Here is a 17874-nt window from a genome sequence, read left to right on the forward strand (position 1 = left end):
GACCACGTGTCCAGGATTATTCCCGATCTTGTCGTCGCGCCGCAGGAGCTACCTGCGCATGTGGACGTCGTCGTGATCGGCGGCGGCATCATCGGCGTGTCGACCGCGCTTTCGCTGGTTGAGCGTGGCGTCTCCGTTGCCCTGTGCGAAAAGGGATTGATCGGAGCAGAGCAGTCGTCGCGAAACTGGGGCTGGGTACGCCAAATGGGGCGCGATCCGGCCGAGTTGCCGCTCGCGATCGAGAGCCTTCGGCTCTGGCGTGGTATGAACGAGCGTATCGGCGGCGAAACCGGCTTTCGGCAGGCCGGCATCGCCTATCTCTGCGACACGGATGCCGACGTTGCGATGTATGACGAGTGGTTGAAACACGCCACGTCTTTCGATCTCGACTCTCGCTTCGTAAGGGGCGAGGCGCTGAAGACGCTCATGCCGGGTATGGCGAAACCGTTCCGTGCCGCGCTGCATACGCCGAGCGACGGCAAGGCGGAGCCGTTTATCGCCGTCCCTGCAATCGCGCGCGGCGCGGCCGCGAAAGGGGTGCATATCCTCACCAACTGCGCGGTCCGTTCCATCGAGCGATCGGCGGGCAGGGTGAGCGGCTGTGTCACCGAGCGCGGCGAGATCCGCTGTTCGTCCGTCGTGCTGGCGGGAGGGGCTTGGTCGCGCCTCTTCGCCGGCAACATGGGCATCGATCTTCCGGTCCTGAAGATCCTCGGCAGCGTCGCCCGCGTTTCTTCGATCGAGGGCGTTCCGGATTTTGCCGTTGGTGCAGGCAACTTCGCTTTCCGCCGCCGTCTGGATGGAGGGTTCACCGTCGCCCAACGCAACGCGAACGTCGCCCCGATTACGCCGGACAGTTTTCGATTGTTCTGCGACTATGCGCCGACGCTCATCAAGAGCTGGAACGAACTGACGCTTCACATCGGCGGTCAGTTCGTTCGCGAGGTGAAAATGGCCCGCAGCTGGAAGAGTGATGAGGTTAGTCCTTTCGAGCATGTCCGCATTCTTGATCCCGATCCGTCGCTGCGGTTCGTCCATGGCGGCGTCACCCATCTGTGCGAAGCCTTCCCGGCGTTCCGCGACGCCAAGATCATGCAAATGTGGGCTGGCCTGATGGATGTCACGCCGGATGCCGTTCCCGTTATCGCGCCGGTCGGCTCCGTTCCAGGCTTCTATCTCGCGACCGGCTTCTCGGGCCACGGCTTCGGTATCGGTCCTGGCGCCGGCGCCCTGATGGCCGATCTCGTGACCGGTTCGACGCCTTGCGTAGATCCCGCACCCTTCCGGATGGAGCGCTTCAAGCGCCTGAAGAAGGCCGCCTGATTTTTGATGTCCACGTCAAACAAGGCGTAGTCGTCACGGGAGCTCTTCTCGTGGCAGACGGCGGCGGCCGGTCTCCCACACACAGTCGCGCTGTCTGAGGCGGGCAATCTTGCCGGCATGGGAGAAGCGAGCCTAGCGTGCGCTTGTGGCGAAAAGCGTGTTTTGAACTGGCGGTCTGAAAATATCTGGTCGTCTCTGCGTCGGATGTCGACGACGCGTCTCCGCCGGAGCGCTGCTGATCGGCGCACAATCGCCAACTGTGTTCAAGTCCGGCGAAAATAACATCATGTTAGGTTTATCGCATAACTGGGTAATTGTGTTAGCCCGGCGAAAGCCTATTGTCGCGACCAATCGGATACCCATCGGCAGTGACAAGCGCTCGCGGAAGTCGGCAGAGCGCCCGGAGAATGCTGCCCAATTTCTAGCGAAGCCCGACAACGGGACGTCAGCAAACCCAGGAGGAATTTTCTGCGATGACCACGACTCGCACGATCCGTCACATGAGTCAGTCCAGGAAGGCCGCTGCCAGCGGCTGGATCGGTTCGGCTCTCGAATATTATGACTTCTTCATCTACGCGACCGCCGCGTCGCTGATCTTCCCGCAAATCTTCTTCCCGTCGGAAAATCCCACCGTCGCCATCGTCGCATCGTTGGCGACCTATGGTGTGGGATATGTGGCCCGGCCGATCGGGGCTTTCGTTCTCGGACATTGGGGCGACACCCATGGCCGCAAGACCGTTCTCATCGTCTGCATGTTCCTGATGGGCATCTCGACGATGGCGGTGGGTTTTCTGCCGACCTATCAGCAGGTCGGCATCCTGGCGCCGATCCTGCTCGTCATCCTGCGCCTTGTGCAGGGATTTGCGGTGGCCGGTGAAATCTCCGGCGCGAGCTCGATGATCCTGGAGCATGCGCCGTTCGGCCGGCGCGGCTTCTATGCCAGTTTCGCCCTTCAGGGCGTGCAGGCCGGACAAATCCTCGCGGCAGCCGTGTTCCTGCCACTGGCGGCCTATATGCCGACCGACGCATTCAATAGCTGGGGATGGCGGATTCCGTTCCTGCTCAGCTTCTTCGTCATTGTCGCCGGCTACATCATTCGTCGCGAAGTCGACGAAACCCCTGCCTTTGCGCAAGAGGGCGCACGGGGAGAAACGCCGCGGTCGCCCATTGTTCAGGCCATCAAGCTGAGCTGGCGCGACATGCTCAGGGTCATCTGCATGGCTCTGATGAACGTCATCCCGGTCGTTGCGACCATCTTCGGTGCGGCCTACGCGGTGCAGCCGGCCTATGGCATCGGTTTTGCCAAGGACGTCTATCTGTGGATCCCGGTCCTCGGAAATATGCTGGCCATATTCGTCATTCCCTTCGTCGGCAATCTCTCCGACAAGGTCGGTCGCAAGCCTCCGATCATCATGGGCGCGCTGCTCTCAGGCTTGCTTGCCTTCGTCTATCTCTATGCCATCAGCATCAGGAATGTGCCGCTGGCAATCCTGGTGTCGCTGCTGATGTGGGGCGTCGTCTATCAGGGCTACAACGCCATCTTCCCGAGCTTCTACCCGGAGCTGTTTCCGACCCGCACGCGGGTGTCGGCGATGGCGATCTCGCAGAACATCGGAACGACCATCACCGCGTTGCTTCCGGCCCTGTTTGCGACCGTGGCGCCTCCCGGCTCGGACAATATCCCCTTGACGGTGGGAGCGATCGCCTTCGGTATCACTGTCATCGCGGCGCTGGCGGCCGTCACGGCCCGGGAGACCTATCGGGTCAGTATCGACGATCTCGGCAATCCCAAGGCCGTTCCGATGCCGCGGGCCGACTATGAGCGGCAGCGTGCGGAGGCGGCGAGCGGTGCGGCCGCAATTCCGACCTGAAGGGCACGCAAGGGGCCTGCCGCTGCGATCGATGATGTTTGCAGCGGCAGGGCTCCATGCGTTACTTGAGTGCCTATTCGAACTCCGTGCGCGCGAGCGCGATCATCATGAGGTCAAGGGATGAACCCCGTTGTTGTTGCTGTCGCCATCACCGGCTCCGTTCCGCGCAAGAAGGACAATCCCGCGGTGCCGATCTTGCCCTCCGAGCAGATCGAGTCGACGCAGGAGGCCTTCGAGGCCGGCGCCACGCTTGCCCATATCCATGTTCGCAACGATGACGAGACGCCGTCCTCCGACCCCGCGCGCTTCGCGCAGGTGCAAGAGGGGATCAAAAAGCATTGTCCGGGGATGATCGTTCAGTTCTCGACCGGCGGGCGGGCCGCGATCCCTCGGCGCGGGGATCATCGCTTTATCTGAAGCCGGACATGGCCTCGCTGTCGACAGGGTCGGTGAACTTTCCGACGATCGTCTACGAGAACGGCGCCGCCCTGGTCGAGACTCTCGCGACCGGCATGAAGACAAATGGCATCCGGCCTGAAATCGAGATCTTCGATCTGTCGCATCTGCACGGTGCGCGGCGTCTGATCGAGGCGGGGCTGATGGACTCGCGTCCGCACGTGCAATTCGTCATGGGCGTCAAGAATGCGATGCCGGCCGACGAGCATGTCCTCGACATCCTCCTGGGAGAGCTGAAGCGGCTGATCCCGAAAGCGACGTGGACCGCGGCCGGGATCGGACGCCATCAGGCCGAGGTCATGGGCTGGGCGCTTGCGCGGGGCGCCGACGCGGTGCGCACCGGGCTCGAGGACAATATCAGGATCGACAAGATCCGCCTGGCCGCCAGCAATGCTGAGCTCGTGACCATCGCCGGCGAGGCTGTCACACGCCACGGCCGGCGCGTCGCGACCGCGGCCGAGGCGCGATCCTTGCTCGGGCTCGCGGGGTAGGGGCTACTGCCTCCTGCTGACATGCTCCCGGCCGTCTTCTGCCATTCGGCGGCCGGCGTTCCGCTGCGCCAAGACTTCCGTTATCAAGGTTCCCGCTATGACGTGTCTGTGCGCACGCATGCAGCTGGGGCAGGCGACGATCGGAATGCGGTTCTTGAAATCTGACGGCAGGCTCATCGGGGTCCTGCTGGTGCTTGCAATCACCCAGCTCATTGGATGGGGCACGATCGGCCTTCCGCCGATCGTCGGCCGTGACCTCGCGGCCGATCTCGGCATGAGCCTCCCGATGGTGTTTGCGGGCACCTCGACGCTTTATGTCACCATGGGCCTGTGCGCGCCTTGGCTCGCCAGGGCTTTTGCGCGGCACGGCGCACGCAAGGTGATGATGGTGGGCACCGTCGTGGCCGTGCCGGGCTATGTCCTTCTGTATTTTGCGCGCGAGCCGATGCTCTATTTCGTGGCCTGGGTCATCCTCGGCATGGGCGGCAGCGCCACACTGTCGACCGGCGCCTATATCATGCTCAACGAGGTCGCCGGGCGACAGGCCAAGAGCGCGATTGGCGCGCTCATGCTGGTGACGGGACTGTCCGGCAGCATCTTCTGGCCGACCACCTCGTTCCTGAGCGGCCATTTCGGTTGGCGCGGCACCTGCCTCGTCTACGCCGCCATGCTGTTTCTCGTTTCGCTTCCGCTTTATGCTTTCGCAACTCCGCGCCGGGCCATCGCGAAGGAGGGGGGCACCGCTCCCGCAAAACAAGCCAATGCGCTGTCGATTCCGCGGAGCACGTTCGGCCTCGTCGTCGCCGCGATCACCGTCAATGCCTTCGTCACTTTCGGCCTGAGCGCCGTTTTCATCGAATTGCTGCGGGCCGAGGGGCTGGCGCCGGCGCAGGCGATCGCCTTCGGCTCGATGCTCGGCGTGATCCAGGTCAGCGCCCGCGGGCTCGATTTCCTCGGCGGCGGGCGCTGGGACGGCATCACGACGGGGCTTGTCGCCGGCACGGCGCTGCCCGTGGCCATGCTGCTCTTGATGCTGAGCGAGGGGGCGACCTGGGCGGTCGCGGTCTTCATCCTGCTCTACGGCGCCGGCAGCGGCGCCATGGCGGTGGCGCGGGCGACGATCCCGCTGGTGTTCTACGACCAGGCCGAGTTCGCCAAGGCGTCGTCGATGATCGCGCTGCCGCTCAATCTGGCCTCCGCGATCTCGCCGCCCGTTCTTGCCGGCCTGCTCACCCAGTTCGGCAGCCGCGGCGCGCTCGGTCTCACCTTCGTCTGCTCCTGCGCAGCGGTGCTGATCCTGGTTCTGCTCGGCCGCCGCCGACCGCAGGTGGCCGCGGCCGGTGTGGTGTGAGGTCGGCGGCACGTCGGTTGCCGCGAGTTGCCGGTCGCTTCCTATTCGTTTTCACCGAGTGTCGCCCGGCCGCCACAGCAAAAGCGGGGGGAACCCGCTAGAGTTGGAATCGTCAATCCCATGGGCTGGAATTTGCAATGAAACGCACGCTGATCTGCCTCGCCGCGCTGGCCTGCTCCGCCGTCGCTGCGGATGCTGCCGACTTGCCCGTTAAGGCAGTGCGCTCTGTCGCCGTGTCGCCCTTCGCATGGACTGGCTTCTATGCAGGTGTCCAAGGTGGTTACGCGTGGAGCCCGGATCGCACTGTCGAATTCTTCTTGGGCGGGCCTCCGACCGGCTTCACGCATGGGTTCCGCGCGGACGGCGGCTTCGGCGGTGTCCATGTGGGCTACAACCATCAATTGGACAGGCTCGTTGTTGGCCTTGAGGCCGATGTAGACGTGGGCCCGGTGAACGGCGGATTTAACATCCCGTTTTTCCGATACGACGCGCGCAAGGAGTGGGAGGCCTCCGTTCGCGGACGGCTCGGCTTTACACCGACTGAGCGCCTGCTGCTCTATGTGACGGGTGGCTTGGCGTTCACCGAGCTGAAGTACCGGTGGACGTCGACATTGGCAGTTCCCACGGTGGATGCCGACATTTCGAAGACCGGATGGACCGCAGGCGTCGGCGGAGAAGCGGCGCTGACCAATCGGGTTACGGCGCGCCTGGAATATCGCTATAGCGATTTCGGCACGTCCCGCTTCGACTGGCCCGACGTCGGGAGCTACGAGCAGCATCCTCGCTTCCAGTCCGTGCGCGGTGGAATCAGCGTCAGGTTCTAGCCGTCATCAGCGGCGCGGATCGCCGTGGCGGAGCGCCGGCGCAGGCGTGATAGCCGTGACGCGGAAATTCGCCCGCCGCAGGGCCGCTCCTGCTGCCGGGCGATGGATAGCCGTATGCCCCGAACGCAGTGCTCAGAACTCCAAAATGGTGTATCCGCAGGGAGCGCGGCCAGGGCTTAAGGCCGCCGCGCCAATATCAGTTCCCGGAGGAAATCGACATGTCGGCCTTGCCGCTCTCAGGCATCAAGATCCTTGATCTCACCCGCGTGCTTGCCGGGCCCCTGTCGGCCCAGATGCTGGGCGATCTCGGCGCGGAGGTGATCAAGATCGAGCGGCCGGGCACCGGTGACGACGCGCGCGCCTTCGGCCCGCCTTACCTGACCGACCCCGAGGGCAAGGCGAACAACAACAACTCCTTCTATCTCTGCGCTAACCGCAACAAGAAGTCGGTCACCGTCAACATCGCCAAGCCCGAGGGGCAGGCGATCATCCGCGCGCTCGCCAAGGACGTCGACGTCTTCATGGAGAACTACAAGGTCGGCGATCTCAAGCGCTATGGCCTCGACTACGAGACGATCAAGGCGATCAACCCCGGCATCATCTATTGCTCGGTGACCGGCTTCGGCCAGACCGGCCCCTACGCGCCGCGTGCCGGCTATGACGCGATCCTGCAGGCGATGGGCGGCCTGATGAGCGTCACCGGTCATATCGACGGCGAGCCCGGCGAGGGTCCGATGAAGGTCGGCCCGTCGATCGTCGATTACATGACCGGCATGAACACCTCGATCGGAATTCTCTCGGCGCTCTACCATCGCGACGCCAATGACGGGCAGGGGCAGCACATCGACGTCTGCCTGTTCGACACCGTCATCGCATCGCTGTCGCACTGGCTCCAGATCTACCTCGTCAACGGCAAGATGCCGCCGCGCCGCGGCACCTGGGGCAATGGCGGCATGCCGGCTGGCGTGTTCCGCTGCACCGACGGCGAGCTGATGCTCGTGGTCGGCAATGACGGCCAATTCCAGCGCACATGCGCCGTGCTCGGCGAGCCCGAGCTCGCCAACGACAAGCGTTTCGTCAAGAACAACGACCGCGTCGTGCACGGCAAGGAGATCATGGCGATCTTCGCCGGGCTGTTCCTGAAGCAGCCGGTGGCCTATTGGCTGGACAAGCTGGAAGAGGCCGGCGTGCCGTCGGGCCCGATCAACAATTTCGAGCAGGTATTTTCCGATCCGCACGTCCAGTCGCGCGGCATGCGGGTGAAGGTCGACCATCCCTTCGAGCCCGATCTGTCGCTGATCCGCAACGCGCTGACCCTCTCGGAGACCCCGATCGAGACTTATCGTGCTCCGCCGCTGCTGGGCGAGCACACCCAGGAGGTGCTCGGCGGCAAGCTCGGCTATGATGCCGGCAAGATCGAGCAGCTGAAGCAGCAGGGGATTATCTAGCTTCGCTTCCTGATCCTCCCAGGGGCGTGCCGGCGAAGACCAATGCGGTGCTGGCGCGCATGCGACAGCGATCCTGACCAGCCTCGGAGCGACGGTTGCGCGATGCCAGGCCTTGCCCGAGGCTTGCGTGCAATCCCCAGATGAACCCGGTCCGTACTCGCACAGGCTTCCGCTTTGCGCGCGACTCTGATGCGATCATCCCGACGCAAGTCCGGGAGGGAACGCATGTCCTACACGATCGGGTTTCAAGCCAAGGACCAGAAGGCAATTCTGGCGACCGAGGCAGCAACGGCCAATCAGGCCGTCGCCATCATCGCCGCGCTGCGGCAAAGCGCCGACGAAATAAAGTTCATCCGTTCGCCCCAGGAAGGCGAGATGGGTATCGAGATGCTGCTGCTGCTCGCCAAGGAAGAGGCCGAGGAGATGCCGCAGCGGGTGTAAGCCACGATCCGGAAAACTGCGCAGCGGTTTTCCCTCGCGACAAACGCGGAACGCGTTTGCGCGGAGATCATGCTCAAACAAGAACTAGAGCGCGATCTCATCGCGCTTTAGCGCAATCACACTTCGAGCTTTAGCGAAGCATGCCGGCTGCAGAATAATGTAGCAAGGCGCCAGTCTCGCTCGAACCGAAGGTGGCCGCCGATGAAACGCGAAGCGCTCCGCGTCGAACCGATCTCGTCCTTTCTCGACCGCGTCAAGGCGCCGACCTCGCCGGTCACGCGCGCCGGCAACATGATCTTCGTCGCCGGCCTGCCGCCGTTCGACCCCGAGACGGGCGAGATCGGGGAGATGCCAATCGCGCGGCAGAGCGAGATCATCATGGAGCAGATGAAGCTCTGCCTCGAGACGGCAGGCGCCTCGCTCGACAATGTCATGAAGTGCAACGTCTACTGCACCTCGACAAAACACTTCGCCGCGTTCAACGCGGTCTATGCGCGCTATTTCCCGATTGATCCGCCGGCGCGCATCTTCGTCTGCACCCCGGAATGGTTCGGCCCCTTCGACGTCGAGATCGACTGCATCGCGATGATGTGAGCGCTAACGCGCGACAACCCGTGACGGCGCCTTCGTCTCGGTCCGCCCCGCCGTCAGCGCCATCGTCGCGACGCTGACGACGCGCGCGACGACGTCCTCGACGTCGTCGAGATCGCATTTGCCTTCCGATAGCTTCGTCAACCGCTCGCTCTCGCGGATGGTGTGGTGCGCCATGGCGAGCGCGAAGTTCAGGCCCCAATAGATATCGACGTCGCTGCGGTCGGGCAGGGACCGTCGCATGGCGCCGGCGAATTTCCGCAAATGATCGATCTCGCGGTTCTTGATGCGGCGGATCGGCGGCACGGATTCGATCGAGGCGCGGATCATGAAGCGCGCCGCGGTGGAGCGCTGGTTTTCCGGACCCAGGCAGCCGCGCAAGGTCGGGCCGACCAGCGCCCGCAAGATTACCTCGATCGGCGCACGGCCGCCGCCTTGCTCTTCCGCGGCCTTCAATTCGCGCAGGCGTTCGCGGTTGGTGGCGATCGAGCGCGAGACGAACAGCTCCGCGATCAATTCGTCCTTCGAGCCGAAATGATAATTCACCGCCGCGAGGTTGACGTTGGCCTCCGCGACGATGTCGCGCAGCGTCACGTCGCCAAAGCCGCGATCGGCATAAAGCCGTTCGGCGGCGGCGAGAATGGCAGACCTCGTATGATCGCTGGCCATGGATGCCCCTCGGGGAGGGAGTTGCAATTCAAACACTTGTATGAAACTATCGTTTGAAGGCCGGAGAAAGTCAATCCGCAATCGAGACTCGTTCGCAACGCGCGAGCCGGTTCCGAGGCGTCCGCAAGCATTCGCGCTTGCGGGTCGCGTGCGGCGGGAGGACAGTCCGGCGCAAAACAGCTTTGCAAAGAGAGACCGAGGAGCGTCCCATGGATTTCGATCTGTCCCCCAAGCAGAAGGAATGGCTCGACCGCGTGCAGTCGTTCATGACCAAGCACGTGCGTCCGGCGGTGCCGATCTATAACGAGCAGGATCACAGCGGCGAGCGCTGGAAGGTGATCCCGGTTCTGGAGGACCTCAAGAAGAAGGCGAAGGCCGAAGGCCTCTGGAACATGTTCATGCCGCCGAACGAGCATGAGGACGACGAATTCCGCGGCGCGGGATTGACCAATCTCGAATACGCGCTGCTGTCGGAGCAGATGGGCCACATCTCCTGGGCTTCGGAAGTGTTCAACTGTTCGGCGCCCGACACTGGCAACATGGAAGTGTTCATGCGCTACGGCTCCAAGGAGCAGAAGCGCAAATGGCTGCGTCCGCTGATGGACGGCGAGATCCGCTCGGCGTTCCTGATGACGGAACCGGCGGTCGCCTCGTCCGACGCCACCAACATCGAGACCAGCATCGAGAAGGATGGCGATCACTACGTCATCAACGGCCGCAAATGGTGGTCGTCCGGTGTCGGAGATCCGCGCTGCAAGATCGCGATCCTGATGGGCAAGACCGATTTCAAGGCGGCCAAGCACCAGCAGCAGTCGCAGATCCTGGTTCCGCTCGACACTCCCGGCATCAAGGTCGAGAAGATGCTGCCCGTGTTCGGCTTCGACGATGCGCCGCACGGCCACGCCCAGGTGCTGCTCGAGAACGTGCGCGTGCCCAAGGAAAACATCCTGCTCGGTGAAGGCCGCGGCTTCGAGATCGCGCAGGGCCGCCTCGGTCCCGGCCGTATCCACCACTGCATGCGCACCATCGGCAAGGCCGAGGAAGCGCTGGAGAAGATGGTGAAGCGGCTGATGTCGCGCACCGCCTTCGGCAAGAAGATCGTCGAGCATTCGGTGTGGGAGCAGCGCATCGGTGAGGCCCGCACCAACATCGAGATGACGCGTCTTCTGTGCCTCAAGGCCGCGGACATGATGGACAAGGTCGGCAACAAGACCGCGCAGGCCGAAATCGCCATGATCAAGGTCGCAGCGCCCAACATGGCGCTGAAGATCATCGACGAGGCGATCCAGGCCTTCGGCGGCGCCGGCGTCTCCGACGAGGCGGGCCTTGCCAAGGACTACGCCGGCATCCGCACGCTGCGGCTCGCCGACGGTCCGGACGAGGTGCACAATCGCGCCATTGCAAGGCTCGAAGTTCGGAAGTATGCCAATTCTCCCAAGCATTAAGAGGGAGAGCCCTGCGGCGCTCCCGACTTGAAAAAGACGACAGGGCTGATCCGCATTCGGTGACCGCTTGACGCAAGTGCGTCAGCGGTTACCGATTAGGATCATGTTCGGACTGAAGAGGGAGCGTCATCGTGGCTGACGGCGTCAGGAAAGACGAAGAATTCTCGGGCACCAAGCCGGTCGAGGAGCGTCATCGCTTCGACGAGATGCGGCTCGAAGCCTGGATGCGCGACAACGTCGAAGGCTATGAGGGCCCGCTGGTTGTCCTCCAGTTCAAGGGCGGCCAGTCCAATCCGACCTACCGGCTCAACACGCCGAACCGCTCATATGTGATGCGCCGAAAGCCGTTCGGCAAATTGCTGCCGTCGGCGCACGCGGTCGATCGCGAATATCGCGTCATCGCAGCCCTTGGAAAGCAGGGTTTTCCGGTCGCGCGCGCCTACGCGCTGTGCCAGGACGACAGCATCATCGGCGCGGCCTTCTACATCATGTCGATGGAGGACGGTCGGGTGTTCTGGGATCCGACGCTGCCGAGCCAGACGCCGGAGGACCGCCGCAAGATATTCACCAGCAAGATCGAGACGCTGGCAAAACTCCACATGTACGATCCCGTAGCGATCGGCCTCGGCGAGTTCGGCAAGCCCGGCAACTACTTTGCGCGGCAGATCGACCGCTGGACCAAACAGTACCGGGCGTCCGAGACGCAGCACATTCCGGAGTTCGAGAAGGTCGCCGAATGGCTGCCCAAAACCGTGCCGGAGCAGGCGCGCGTCTCGATCGTCCACGGCGACTATCGCCTCGACAACATGATTTTCCACGCGACGGAACCGCGCGTGCAGGCCGTGCTCGACTGGGAGCTGTCGACGCTTGGCGATCCCATGGCCGACTTCACCTATCTGTTGATGCAGTGGATCATGCCGGGCCTGGAGGGCGCCGACCTCAAGGCGCTCAACATCCCAAGCGTGGAAGAGGCCGCGCAGATCTATTGCAACGTCACCAAGATGACGGTGCCTGATCTCAACTGGTATTTTGCCTACAACCTGTTCCGCCTCGCCGGCATCACCCAAGGCATCGCCGGCCGCGTTCGCGACGGCACCGCGGCCAATGCCAAGGCGCTGGAGTCAGCCAAGCGCACCGTGCCGCTGTCGAAGGCGTCGTGGGAGTACGCGCAGAAGGCGGGCGCTGTTTAGACACACAAAGGCGCGGCTGATGGCCGCGCCTTTTCGCTTTGTGGTTCGCCGTCTCCACACTTTCGGTGTCATTGCCCGCGAAAGCGGGCAATCCAGTATCCCAGAGACAGCGCGTGGACGCAGAGGAGCCGCGGCGTACTGGATGCGCCGGTCAAGCCGGGGCATGACACCGCTGTAGCGACATCAGTGAAAGAACGGCCAGCCATATGATCGATCACGCCACCCTCATCAACTACATCCTCATCGTACTCGGTTTTGTCTTCATTCCCGGGCCTGCGACGCTGCTCACCATGGCGCGCGCGGTTAGCTCGGGAACGAAGGTCGGCATCGCGACCGGCGCGGGGATTGCGGCCGGTGACTTGATCCACACTTCGATGGCGATCGTCGGCTTGTCGGCGATCATCGCGACCTCCGCGCTGATGTTCGGCATCGTCAAATATGCCGGCGCAGCGTTCCTGATCTATCTTGGCATTCGCGCGATGCTCGACAAGGCGCCGATCGAGCTGAACGGCGGCGCGCCCGCGATCGGCGCGGGTCGCGCCTTCCGGCAGGCCGTACTGACTGAAGTGCTCAATCCCAAGACCGCGCTGTTCTTCCTTGCGTTCCTGCCGCAATTCGTGAGGCCGGAGCACGGTTCGATCGCACTTCAGCTTGCGATCCTCGGCATCGTCTTCGTGCTGCTGGGTCTCGTCAGCACCGTGGTGTTCGCCGTCGGCGCCGGTCGTCTGGGCAATCTCCTGCGCCGCCATCCGGCCGTGGTGAAATGGCAGGGCAAGGTGGTCGGGACCATCTACTGCGCTGTCGGCGTGCGGCTGGCGTTGCAGGAGCGATGAGGAACGCGTGCTCCCGTAGCCCGGGTGAGCGCAGCGACACCCGGGACGGCGGTCCCGCATGTTGCTAACGCTCATGCGGGCTACGCTCTGAACGGTTGCGGCGATGAACGCCATCAATGTCGACATCCTGCGCTCGCTGTTGATGCCCTTCTTCTTCGACGCGACGGTGTCGAGCGCCGCTCTGATGGTGATTGGCCTGCTACCGGGCGCGAATGGTGAACCTCGGTCCGACGTAGTAGCTGCCGTATCCGCGATCGTAATAGCCGGGACCGGCGTAGTAGTTGTAGCCCCTGCCGGGGAAGTAGCTGGGGTCGTCAAAGTAGCGCAGGACATAGCGTCCCCGGGTCCGCCAGCAGCGTCCATAATACTCGTTGCAGATCAGACCGACTTGGTCGACGTCGGAGATTTCGGCAGAGCCGATCGTCGTTGCGTTGAGCGGCGCGGCGGAAGCGGCGGCCGCAACCAGCGCGGCCCCGAGTGCGCCCAGTGCGATGGCCTTCATGGAGTTCTCCCTTCGGTTAGGCGAGAGTCTGGAGCCTAGCAGAAGGGAGCCTTGCCTGTCGGGCAAATCAGCTCCCGCAGGGTGGGCAAAGGCGCATCATTGTCCGCCATTCGCACGGCGCAACAGAAGTGGCGGGTTACGCTGCGCTAAGCTAACCCACCCTACGGGTCAGCCCTTCACACAATGCGCGATCAGCCTTTCCACGAAGCCTGCGCATTTCTCCAGCTCCGCCATCGCCACGAACTCGTCGGGCGTATGCGCCTGCGCGATCGCGCCGGGGCCGATTACGACTGACGGTACATCGGCCATGCTGGCGAACAAGCTCGCTTCGGTGCCGAACGCCACCTTGGCGTGGTCGTTGCGACCCGCAAGGCCCTTGGCGAGCGTGACGATGGCGGCGTCGGCCGCCGTGTCGAGCGCGGGATAATCAAGGATCTCCTCGAAATCGATGCCGCACTCCGGATGTCTCGCCTTCATCTCCGGCTCGAGCTCGGCCTTGGCCCAGGCGACGATCGCATCCGTCACCTCGCGCGACTCGGTGATGCCGATGCCGCGGCATTCGAAATCCACCGTGCAGGTATCGGGCACGATGTTCAGCGCGGCGCCGCCATGCACGATGCTGGTGAGCAGCGTCGAATGCGGAACGTCGTAGAGGCTGTCATTCGATCGCGCGGCCGCAAGCTTCACGGCACGGCGACGGATTTCGGTGATCAGCTCGGCCGCGTATTCGATCGCGTTGACGCCGTCGGGCGCGATCGAGGAGTGGCGGGCGAGACCACGGAATGTCGCGCGCACGCCGTGCTTGCCCTTGTGGCCGATGATGACCTTCATCTCGGTCGGCTCGCCGATGAAGGCGCCGAGCGGCTTGATCTTCTTCTTCGCGACCTCGCGCAGCATCGGCCGCACGCCGACGCAGCCGATCTCCTCGTCATAGGAGATGGCGAGATGGATCGGCGTCGTCAGCTTCGCTTCCAGCATCTCCGGCACCATGGCGAGGCACACCGCGACAAAACCCTTCATGTCGGTGGTGCCGCGGCCGTAGAGCTTGCCGTCGCGCTCGACCAGCTTGAACGGATCGTGGCTCCAGTCCTGGCCCACGACCGGCACGACGTCTGTGTGTCCCGACAGCACGAGGCCTGGACGGTCCTCCGGTCCGATGGTGACCCAGAGCGAGGCCTTCTGGCCGGTGTCGTCGACGATGCGCTCGCCCTTGACACCGAGGAAAGCAAGATAGCTCTCGATATGGGCAATCAAGGGCAGATTGGTGCGGTCGCTGACGGTGTCGAAGCCGACGAGGTCGGCGAGGAGGTTGCGAATGCGATCGGGTCGTGAACTCGGGAAAATCGGGTTGGGCATTGTCTCGTTCATGAGATGGAGGATGGCTTCGCCGCCTGCACGAAACATACCAACGGAGTGGCGGTTCGGGCAAATCGGATCGCGAAGGGTGCTTTCGCTGAACCTCAGCCGAGCGCGGAGAGATCTTTCGGCAGCATTCGCTTGAACAACTCGAGCGTACGCCGCGCCTCCGCCGGCGGCAAGGCGATGGCGTGACGAACCGCGGCGGCGATCTGGATCATCGCCAGTTGCGAGAAGGAGGTGAGGGCGGCGGCGGGCTGTTTCGGCGCGACGCGCTTGAGCGCCTCGCGCAAGAGGCCGGCGAGAAAGGCCACATCCTCCTCGTCGATCTTCTGCAAGCTTCGGTCGGCCTGCGTCGCCTGCCAGATGTGATGCATCACAGGATGCTCGCGGAACATCTGGTCATAGCCGTCGGTGATGCGGCACAGCGCCGCGTGCAGGTCGGACAGCTTCTTCATCTCGGCGAGGTCGCGCTGGACGCATTCGCGGCCGATGACATTGCATCGCTCGGCAAGCGTCCCGATCACCGTGCTCTTGTCCGGAAAATATTGATAGAGCGAGCCGAACGCGATGCCGGTGCGCTCGACGATGTCGCTCATCCGGAAGGCATCGCTGCCTTTCTCGGTGAGGATCTCGGCCGCAGCCGTCAGGATGCGATCGAAACGCTCCCGGCTTCGTTCCTGCGTCGGCACCAGCGGCGTGCGTCGCGCGGCCGCGTGCGTCGTCTTGTCCGTCCTGCTTTTCCGTTCCGGCATCCCGATTCCCGCCATCCGCGCTTGACGTCACAAATAAGAGAGTTTATCGCATTTATCAAATGCGAGAGTTTATCGTATTATAGGGAGCTGCGGCATGTGGCAGGGTTACACGACCGGATTGCTCTGGTTTTCGGCGATCGGCTGCGGCCTCATGGCCGGAATCTATTTCGCCTTCTCGACCTTCATCATGACCGCGCTCGGCCGGCTCGACCAGGCCGCCGGCATCGCGGCGATGAACGCGATCAATGTCGACATCGTGCGCTCGTTGTTCATGCCGCTGTTTCTCGGCACGACGGTGGCAGGCGCGGCGCTGGTGGTGATGGGTACGTTGCGCGCCAGCGAGCCGGGGGCAGTGGGCATGATCGCCGGCGGCGGCCTCTATGTCATCGGCATGTTCGTGGTGACGATGGTGTTCAACGTCCCGCTCAACAACGCGCTCGCCGCGTTGCAGCCGTCCGCGCCGGAGGCTGGCGCGGTGTGGGCGGCGTATCTGAAGGACTGGACGTTCTGGAACCACGTGCGGACGGTTGCGTCGGTGGTCGCGAGCGGGTTGTTTGTCGCAGCGCTGGCTTCGTAGGCCAAATCGGCATCGTAGCCCGGATGGAGCGAAGCGAAATCCGGGGCCACAATGTCCGGGGGGCGCAAACCCCGGATTACGCTTCGCTCCATCCGGGCTACAAGATCTCCAGTCTACAAGACCTTGCGTTGCCCGTCGGGCAAAACACTCAAACTCTCGGTCAATGTGTACTCGCGAAAATATGCCGCTTTACCGAAATTCGGAAACGGCGTATCTGTCGCCGCAACCCGGCCCAAGGAAGAGGGGCGTATCGCGATCGTCACGAACGCGGGCCGGGCGGCGGTGGACGCAGGTCACATCGGCACGAAAAGCTTCGCAGGGCGGGCGACCGTGAGCGAAGACCTCGCGCCAACGACAGATGTGATCGGCGTACGGCCAAATCGTGTCGTCCTGGCGCCCGGGGTCTGTGCGCCAAGTCTTGCGGTGATGTGGCAGCCCGACCGGGCATGCGCATCAGTCATCCGCAACGGCGACGGGGGCAATAGTGCATCGCTCCCCGGGGAGAGCACGACATAAGCCGTTCCAACCACTGCGCAGGGAAGGCCGGGATGCTCCGGTTGCCCTGTTACCCGCTGTGCATTGTAGCGCAAACTACTCATGGCATAGCGGACAATGGGAGCCAGCCGGCTCCCGGCCTTCCCTGCGCCCTCTTTCAATTGGGGGTGAGGCGACCAAGCAAAGCTCGGGCGAAACGCGCCGCGAGGATGCGAAGGTGTGTCTGCAATGAAGATGCGAATGATGAAGCGGCCGTGTCACCCCACACTCCGTCATTGCGAGGAGCTCTTGCGACTAAGCAATCCAGACTGCCTCCGCGGAGGGATTCTGGATTGCTTCGCTGCGCTCGCAATGACGATGTTGAGGCAGTTGCGCGCCAAAACTCCGGTCTCGTATCCCGGACGCAGGGAGTCCGGGACACGAGAAAGCGCGTGCTAAACCGGCTTGCCCGTATACGGCATCGACGCCGTCAAACCACCGTCAACCGGGAACGCTTGGCCGTTGACATACGACGCCTCGTCGCTGGCCAGGAACAGCCCCATCGCCGCGAGCTCGTGCGGCTGGCCGGGGCGCTTCAACGGATTGAGCTGGCCGATCTTGTCTTGGGTGCCGCGCTCCTTGGCGCGGTCGAAGATCGGTTTGGTCATGCCGGTCTCGATCAGGCCCGGGCAGACCGCGTTGATGCGCACGCCGGTGCCGGTGAGCGAATACGCCGTGGTCTGCACCAGGCTGATCACGCCGGCCTTGCTCGCCGCATAGGGATGTCCGCTGGCGCCGGCCTTGAGGCCCGCGACGGACGCCGTGAGCACGATCGCGCCGGACTGCTGCTTCACCATGTGCGGCATCGCATGCTTCACCGCGAGGAACGGGCCGATCAGGTTGACGCGCAGCACCTCCTGCCACTGTTCCACGGTCTGCTCGCCGAGCGGGACGAGCCCGCCGGAAACGCCGGCATTGGCCCAGATCACGTCGAGCCGGCCATGCGTCTTCACCGCCTTGTCGATGACGGCGATCACGTCCTTTTCGGAGCCCGCGTCCGCCACCATGGCTTCCGCGACACCGCCGGCCTTCTTCACCTCGTCGACGGTCTCCATCACCGCCTCGGTGCGGTCGACCGCGATCAGTCTTGCGCCTTCCCTGGTAAAGAGGAGTGCGGCGGCGCGGCCGATGCCGCTGCCGGCGCCGGTGATGATGACGGATTTGCCTTGCAGACGGCCCATGCGTTTCTCCCTTTGGTATGCCGCGCGACGCTTGCC

16 protein-coding genes and 1 pseudogene are annotated in these 17874 nt (G+C 63.6%); 12 read left to right on the plus strand and 5 right to left on the minus strand.

Annotated elements, in window-relative coordinates:
- The first annotated feature begins 6 nt into the window (after positions 1–6).
- The 8 genes and pseudogenes from AB7Z56_RS17480 to AB7Z56_RS17515 all read left to right on the plus strand — a co-directional run bounded on the left by AB7Z56_RS17480 (position 7) and on the right by AB7Z56_RS17515 (position 8799).
- Positions 7–1323: an NAD(P)/FAD-dependent oxidoreductase gene (locus tag AB7Z56_RS17480; protein ID WP_354124147.1), complete on the plus strand. Its 1317-nt coding sequence runs from the start codon at positions 7–9 to the stop codon at positions 1321–1323.
- A gap of 473 nt (positions 1324–1796) precedes the next feature.
- Complete coding sequence (locus tag AB7Z56_RS17485) at positions 1797–3194, plus strand: MFS transporter (protein WP_354124148.1); 1398 nt, start codon at positions 1797–1799, stop codon at positions 3192–3194.
- A gap of 120 nt (positions 3195–3314) precedes the next feature.
- A pseudogene (locus AB7Z56_RS17490) lies at positions 3315–4141 on the plus strand (3-keto-5-aminohexanoate cleavage protein).
- Between the two features lie 145 nt (positions 4142–4286).
- Positions 4287–5492, plus strand: a complete 1206-nt coding sequence (locus tag AB7Z56_RS17495; RefSeq protein ID WP_354124150.1) for an MFS transporter — start codon at positions 4287–4289, stop codon at positions 5490–5492.
- Positions 5493–5629: 137 nt separating this feature from the next.
- Complete coding sequence (locus AB7Z56_RS17500; RefSeq protein WP_354124151.1) at positions 5630–6316, plus strand: outer membrane protein; 687 nt, start codon at positions 5630–5632, stop codon at positions 6314–6316.
- Positions 6317–6534: 218 nt separating this feature from the next.
- Positions 6535–7764: a CaiB/BaiF CoA transferase family protein gene (locus AB7Z56_RS17505; protein WP_085405399.1), complete on the plus strand. Its 1230-nt coding sequence runs from the start codon at positions 6535–6537 to the stop codon at positions 7762–7764.
- 225 nt (positions 7765–7989) lie between these two features.
- A complete protein-coding gene (locus AB7Z56_RS17510) occupies positions 7990–8205 on the plus strand; it encodes a hypothetical protein (RefSeq protein WP_014494475.1) in 216 nt (71 codons plus the stop codon).
- Positions 8206–8406: 201 nt separating this feature from the next.
- Positions 8407–8799 (plus strand): RidA family protein, encoded by a 393-nt coding sequence (locus AB7Z56_RS17515; RefSeq protein ID WP_354124152.1) that lies wholly within the window; start codon positions 8407–8409, stop codon positions 8797–8799.
- A gap of 3 nt (positions 8800–8802) precedes the next feature.
- Here AB7Z56_RS17515 and AB7Z56_RS17520 read toward each other — a convergent pair whose 3' ends face one another.
- A complete protein-coding gene (locus AB7Z56_RS17520; protein ID WP_166092677.1) occupies positions 8803–9465 on the minus strand; it encodes a TetR/AcrR family transcriptional regulator in 663 nt (220 codons plus the stop codon).
- Positions 9466–9674: 209 nt separating this feature from the next.
- Between AB7Z56_RS17520 and AB7Z56_RS17525 the strand changes: the two genes are divergently transcribed.
- From AB7Z56_RS17525 to AB7Z56_RS17535, 3 genes are all read left to right on the plus strand, one after another.
- On the plus strand, positions 9675–10910 hold the full coding sequence (locus AB7Z56_RS17525) for an acyl-CoA dehydrogenase family protein (protein WP_063982561.1): 1236 nt from the start codon (positions 9675–9677) through the stop codon (positions 10908–10910).
- A gap of 131 nt (positions 10911–11041) precedes the next feature.
- Positions 11042–12100 carry a phosphotransferase family protein gene (locus AB7Z56_RS17530; protein ID WP_063982562.1) on the plus strand — a complete coding sequence of 353 codons (1059 nt, stop codon included), beginning with the start codon at positions 11042–11044 and terminating at the stop codon, positions 12098–12100.
- Between the two features lie 206 nt (positions 12101–12306).
- Positions 12307–12933, plus strand: a complete 627-nt coding sequence (locus AB7Z56_RS17535; protein WP_354124153.1) for a LysE family translocator — start codon at positions 12307–12309, stop codon at positions 12931–12933.
- Positions 12934–13132: 199 nt separating this feature from the next.
- Here AB7Z56_RS17535 and AB7Z56_RS17540 read toward each other — a convergent pair whose 3' ends face one another.
- The 3 genes from AB7Z56_RS17540 to AB7Z56_RS17550 all read right to left on the minus strand — a co-directional run bounded on the left by AB7Z56_RS17540 (position 13133) and on the right by AB7Z56_RS17550 (position 15546).
- A complete protein-coding gene (locus AB7Z56_RS17540) occupies positions 13133–13435 on the minus strand; it encodes a hypothetical protein (protein ID WP_441256380.1) in 303 nt (100 codons plus the stop codon).
- Positions 13436–13603: 168 nt separating this feature from the next.
- On the minus strand, positions 13604–14791 hold the full coding sequence (gene argE / locus AB7Z56_RS17545; protein WP_354124155.1) for an acetylornithine deacetylase: 1188 nt from the start codon (positions 14789–14791) through the stop codon (positions 13604–13606).
- Positions 14792–14895: 104 nt separating this feature from the next.
- On the minus strand, positions 14896–15546 hold the full coding sequence (locus tag AB7Z56_RS17550; protein WP_063982565.1) for a TetR/AcrR family transcriptional regulator: 651 nt from the start codon (positions 15544–15546) through the stop codon (positions 14896–14898).
- A 94-nt stretch (positions 15547–15640) separates the two neighbouring features.
- On the opposite strand from AB7Z56_RS17550, the gene AB7Z56_RS17555 reads away from it, so the two are divergent.
- A complete protein-coding gene (locus tag AB7Z56_RS17555) occupies positions 15641–16123 on the plus strand; it encodes an anthrone oxygenase family protein (protein ID WP_354124156.1) in 483 nt (160 codons plus the stop codon).
- 929 nt (positions 16124–17052) lie between these two features.
- On the opposite strand, the gene AB7Z56_RS17560 is transcribed toward AB7Z56_RS17555, so the two are convergent.
- Complete coding sequence (locus tag AB7Z56_RS17560; protein WP_354124157.1) at positions 17053–17838, minus strand: SDR family NAD(P)-dependent oxidoreductase; 786 nt, start codon at positions 17836–17838, stop codon at positions 17053–17055.
- Positions 17839–17874 lie beyond the last annotated feature (36 nt).

The organism is Bradyrhizobium sp. 482_C4_N1_8, assembly GCF_052075965.1.
GTDB classification, from domain to species: Bacteria; Pseudomonadota; Alphaproteobacteria; order Rhizobiales; family Xanthobacteraceae; genus Bradyrhizobium; species Bradyrhizobium barranii.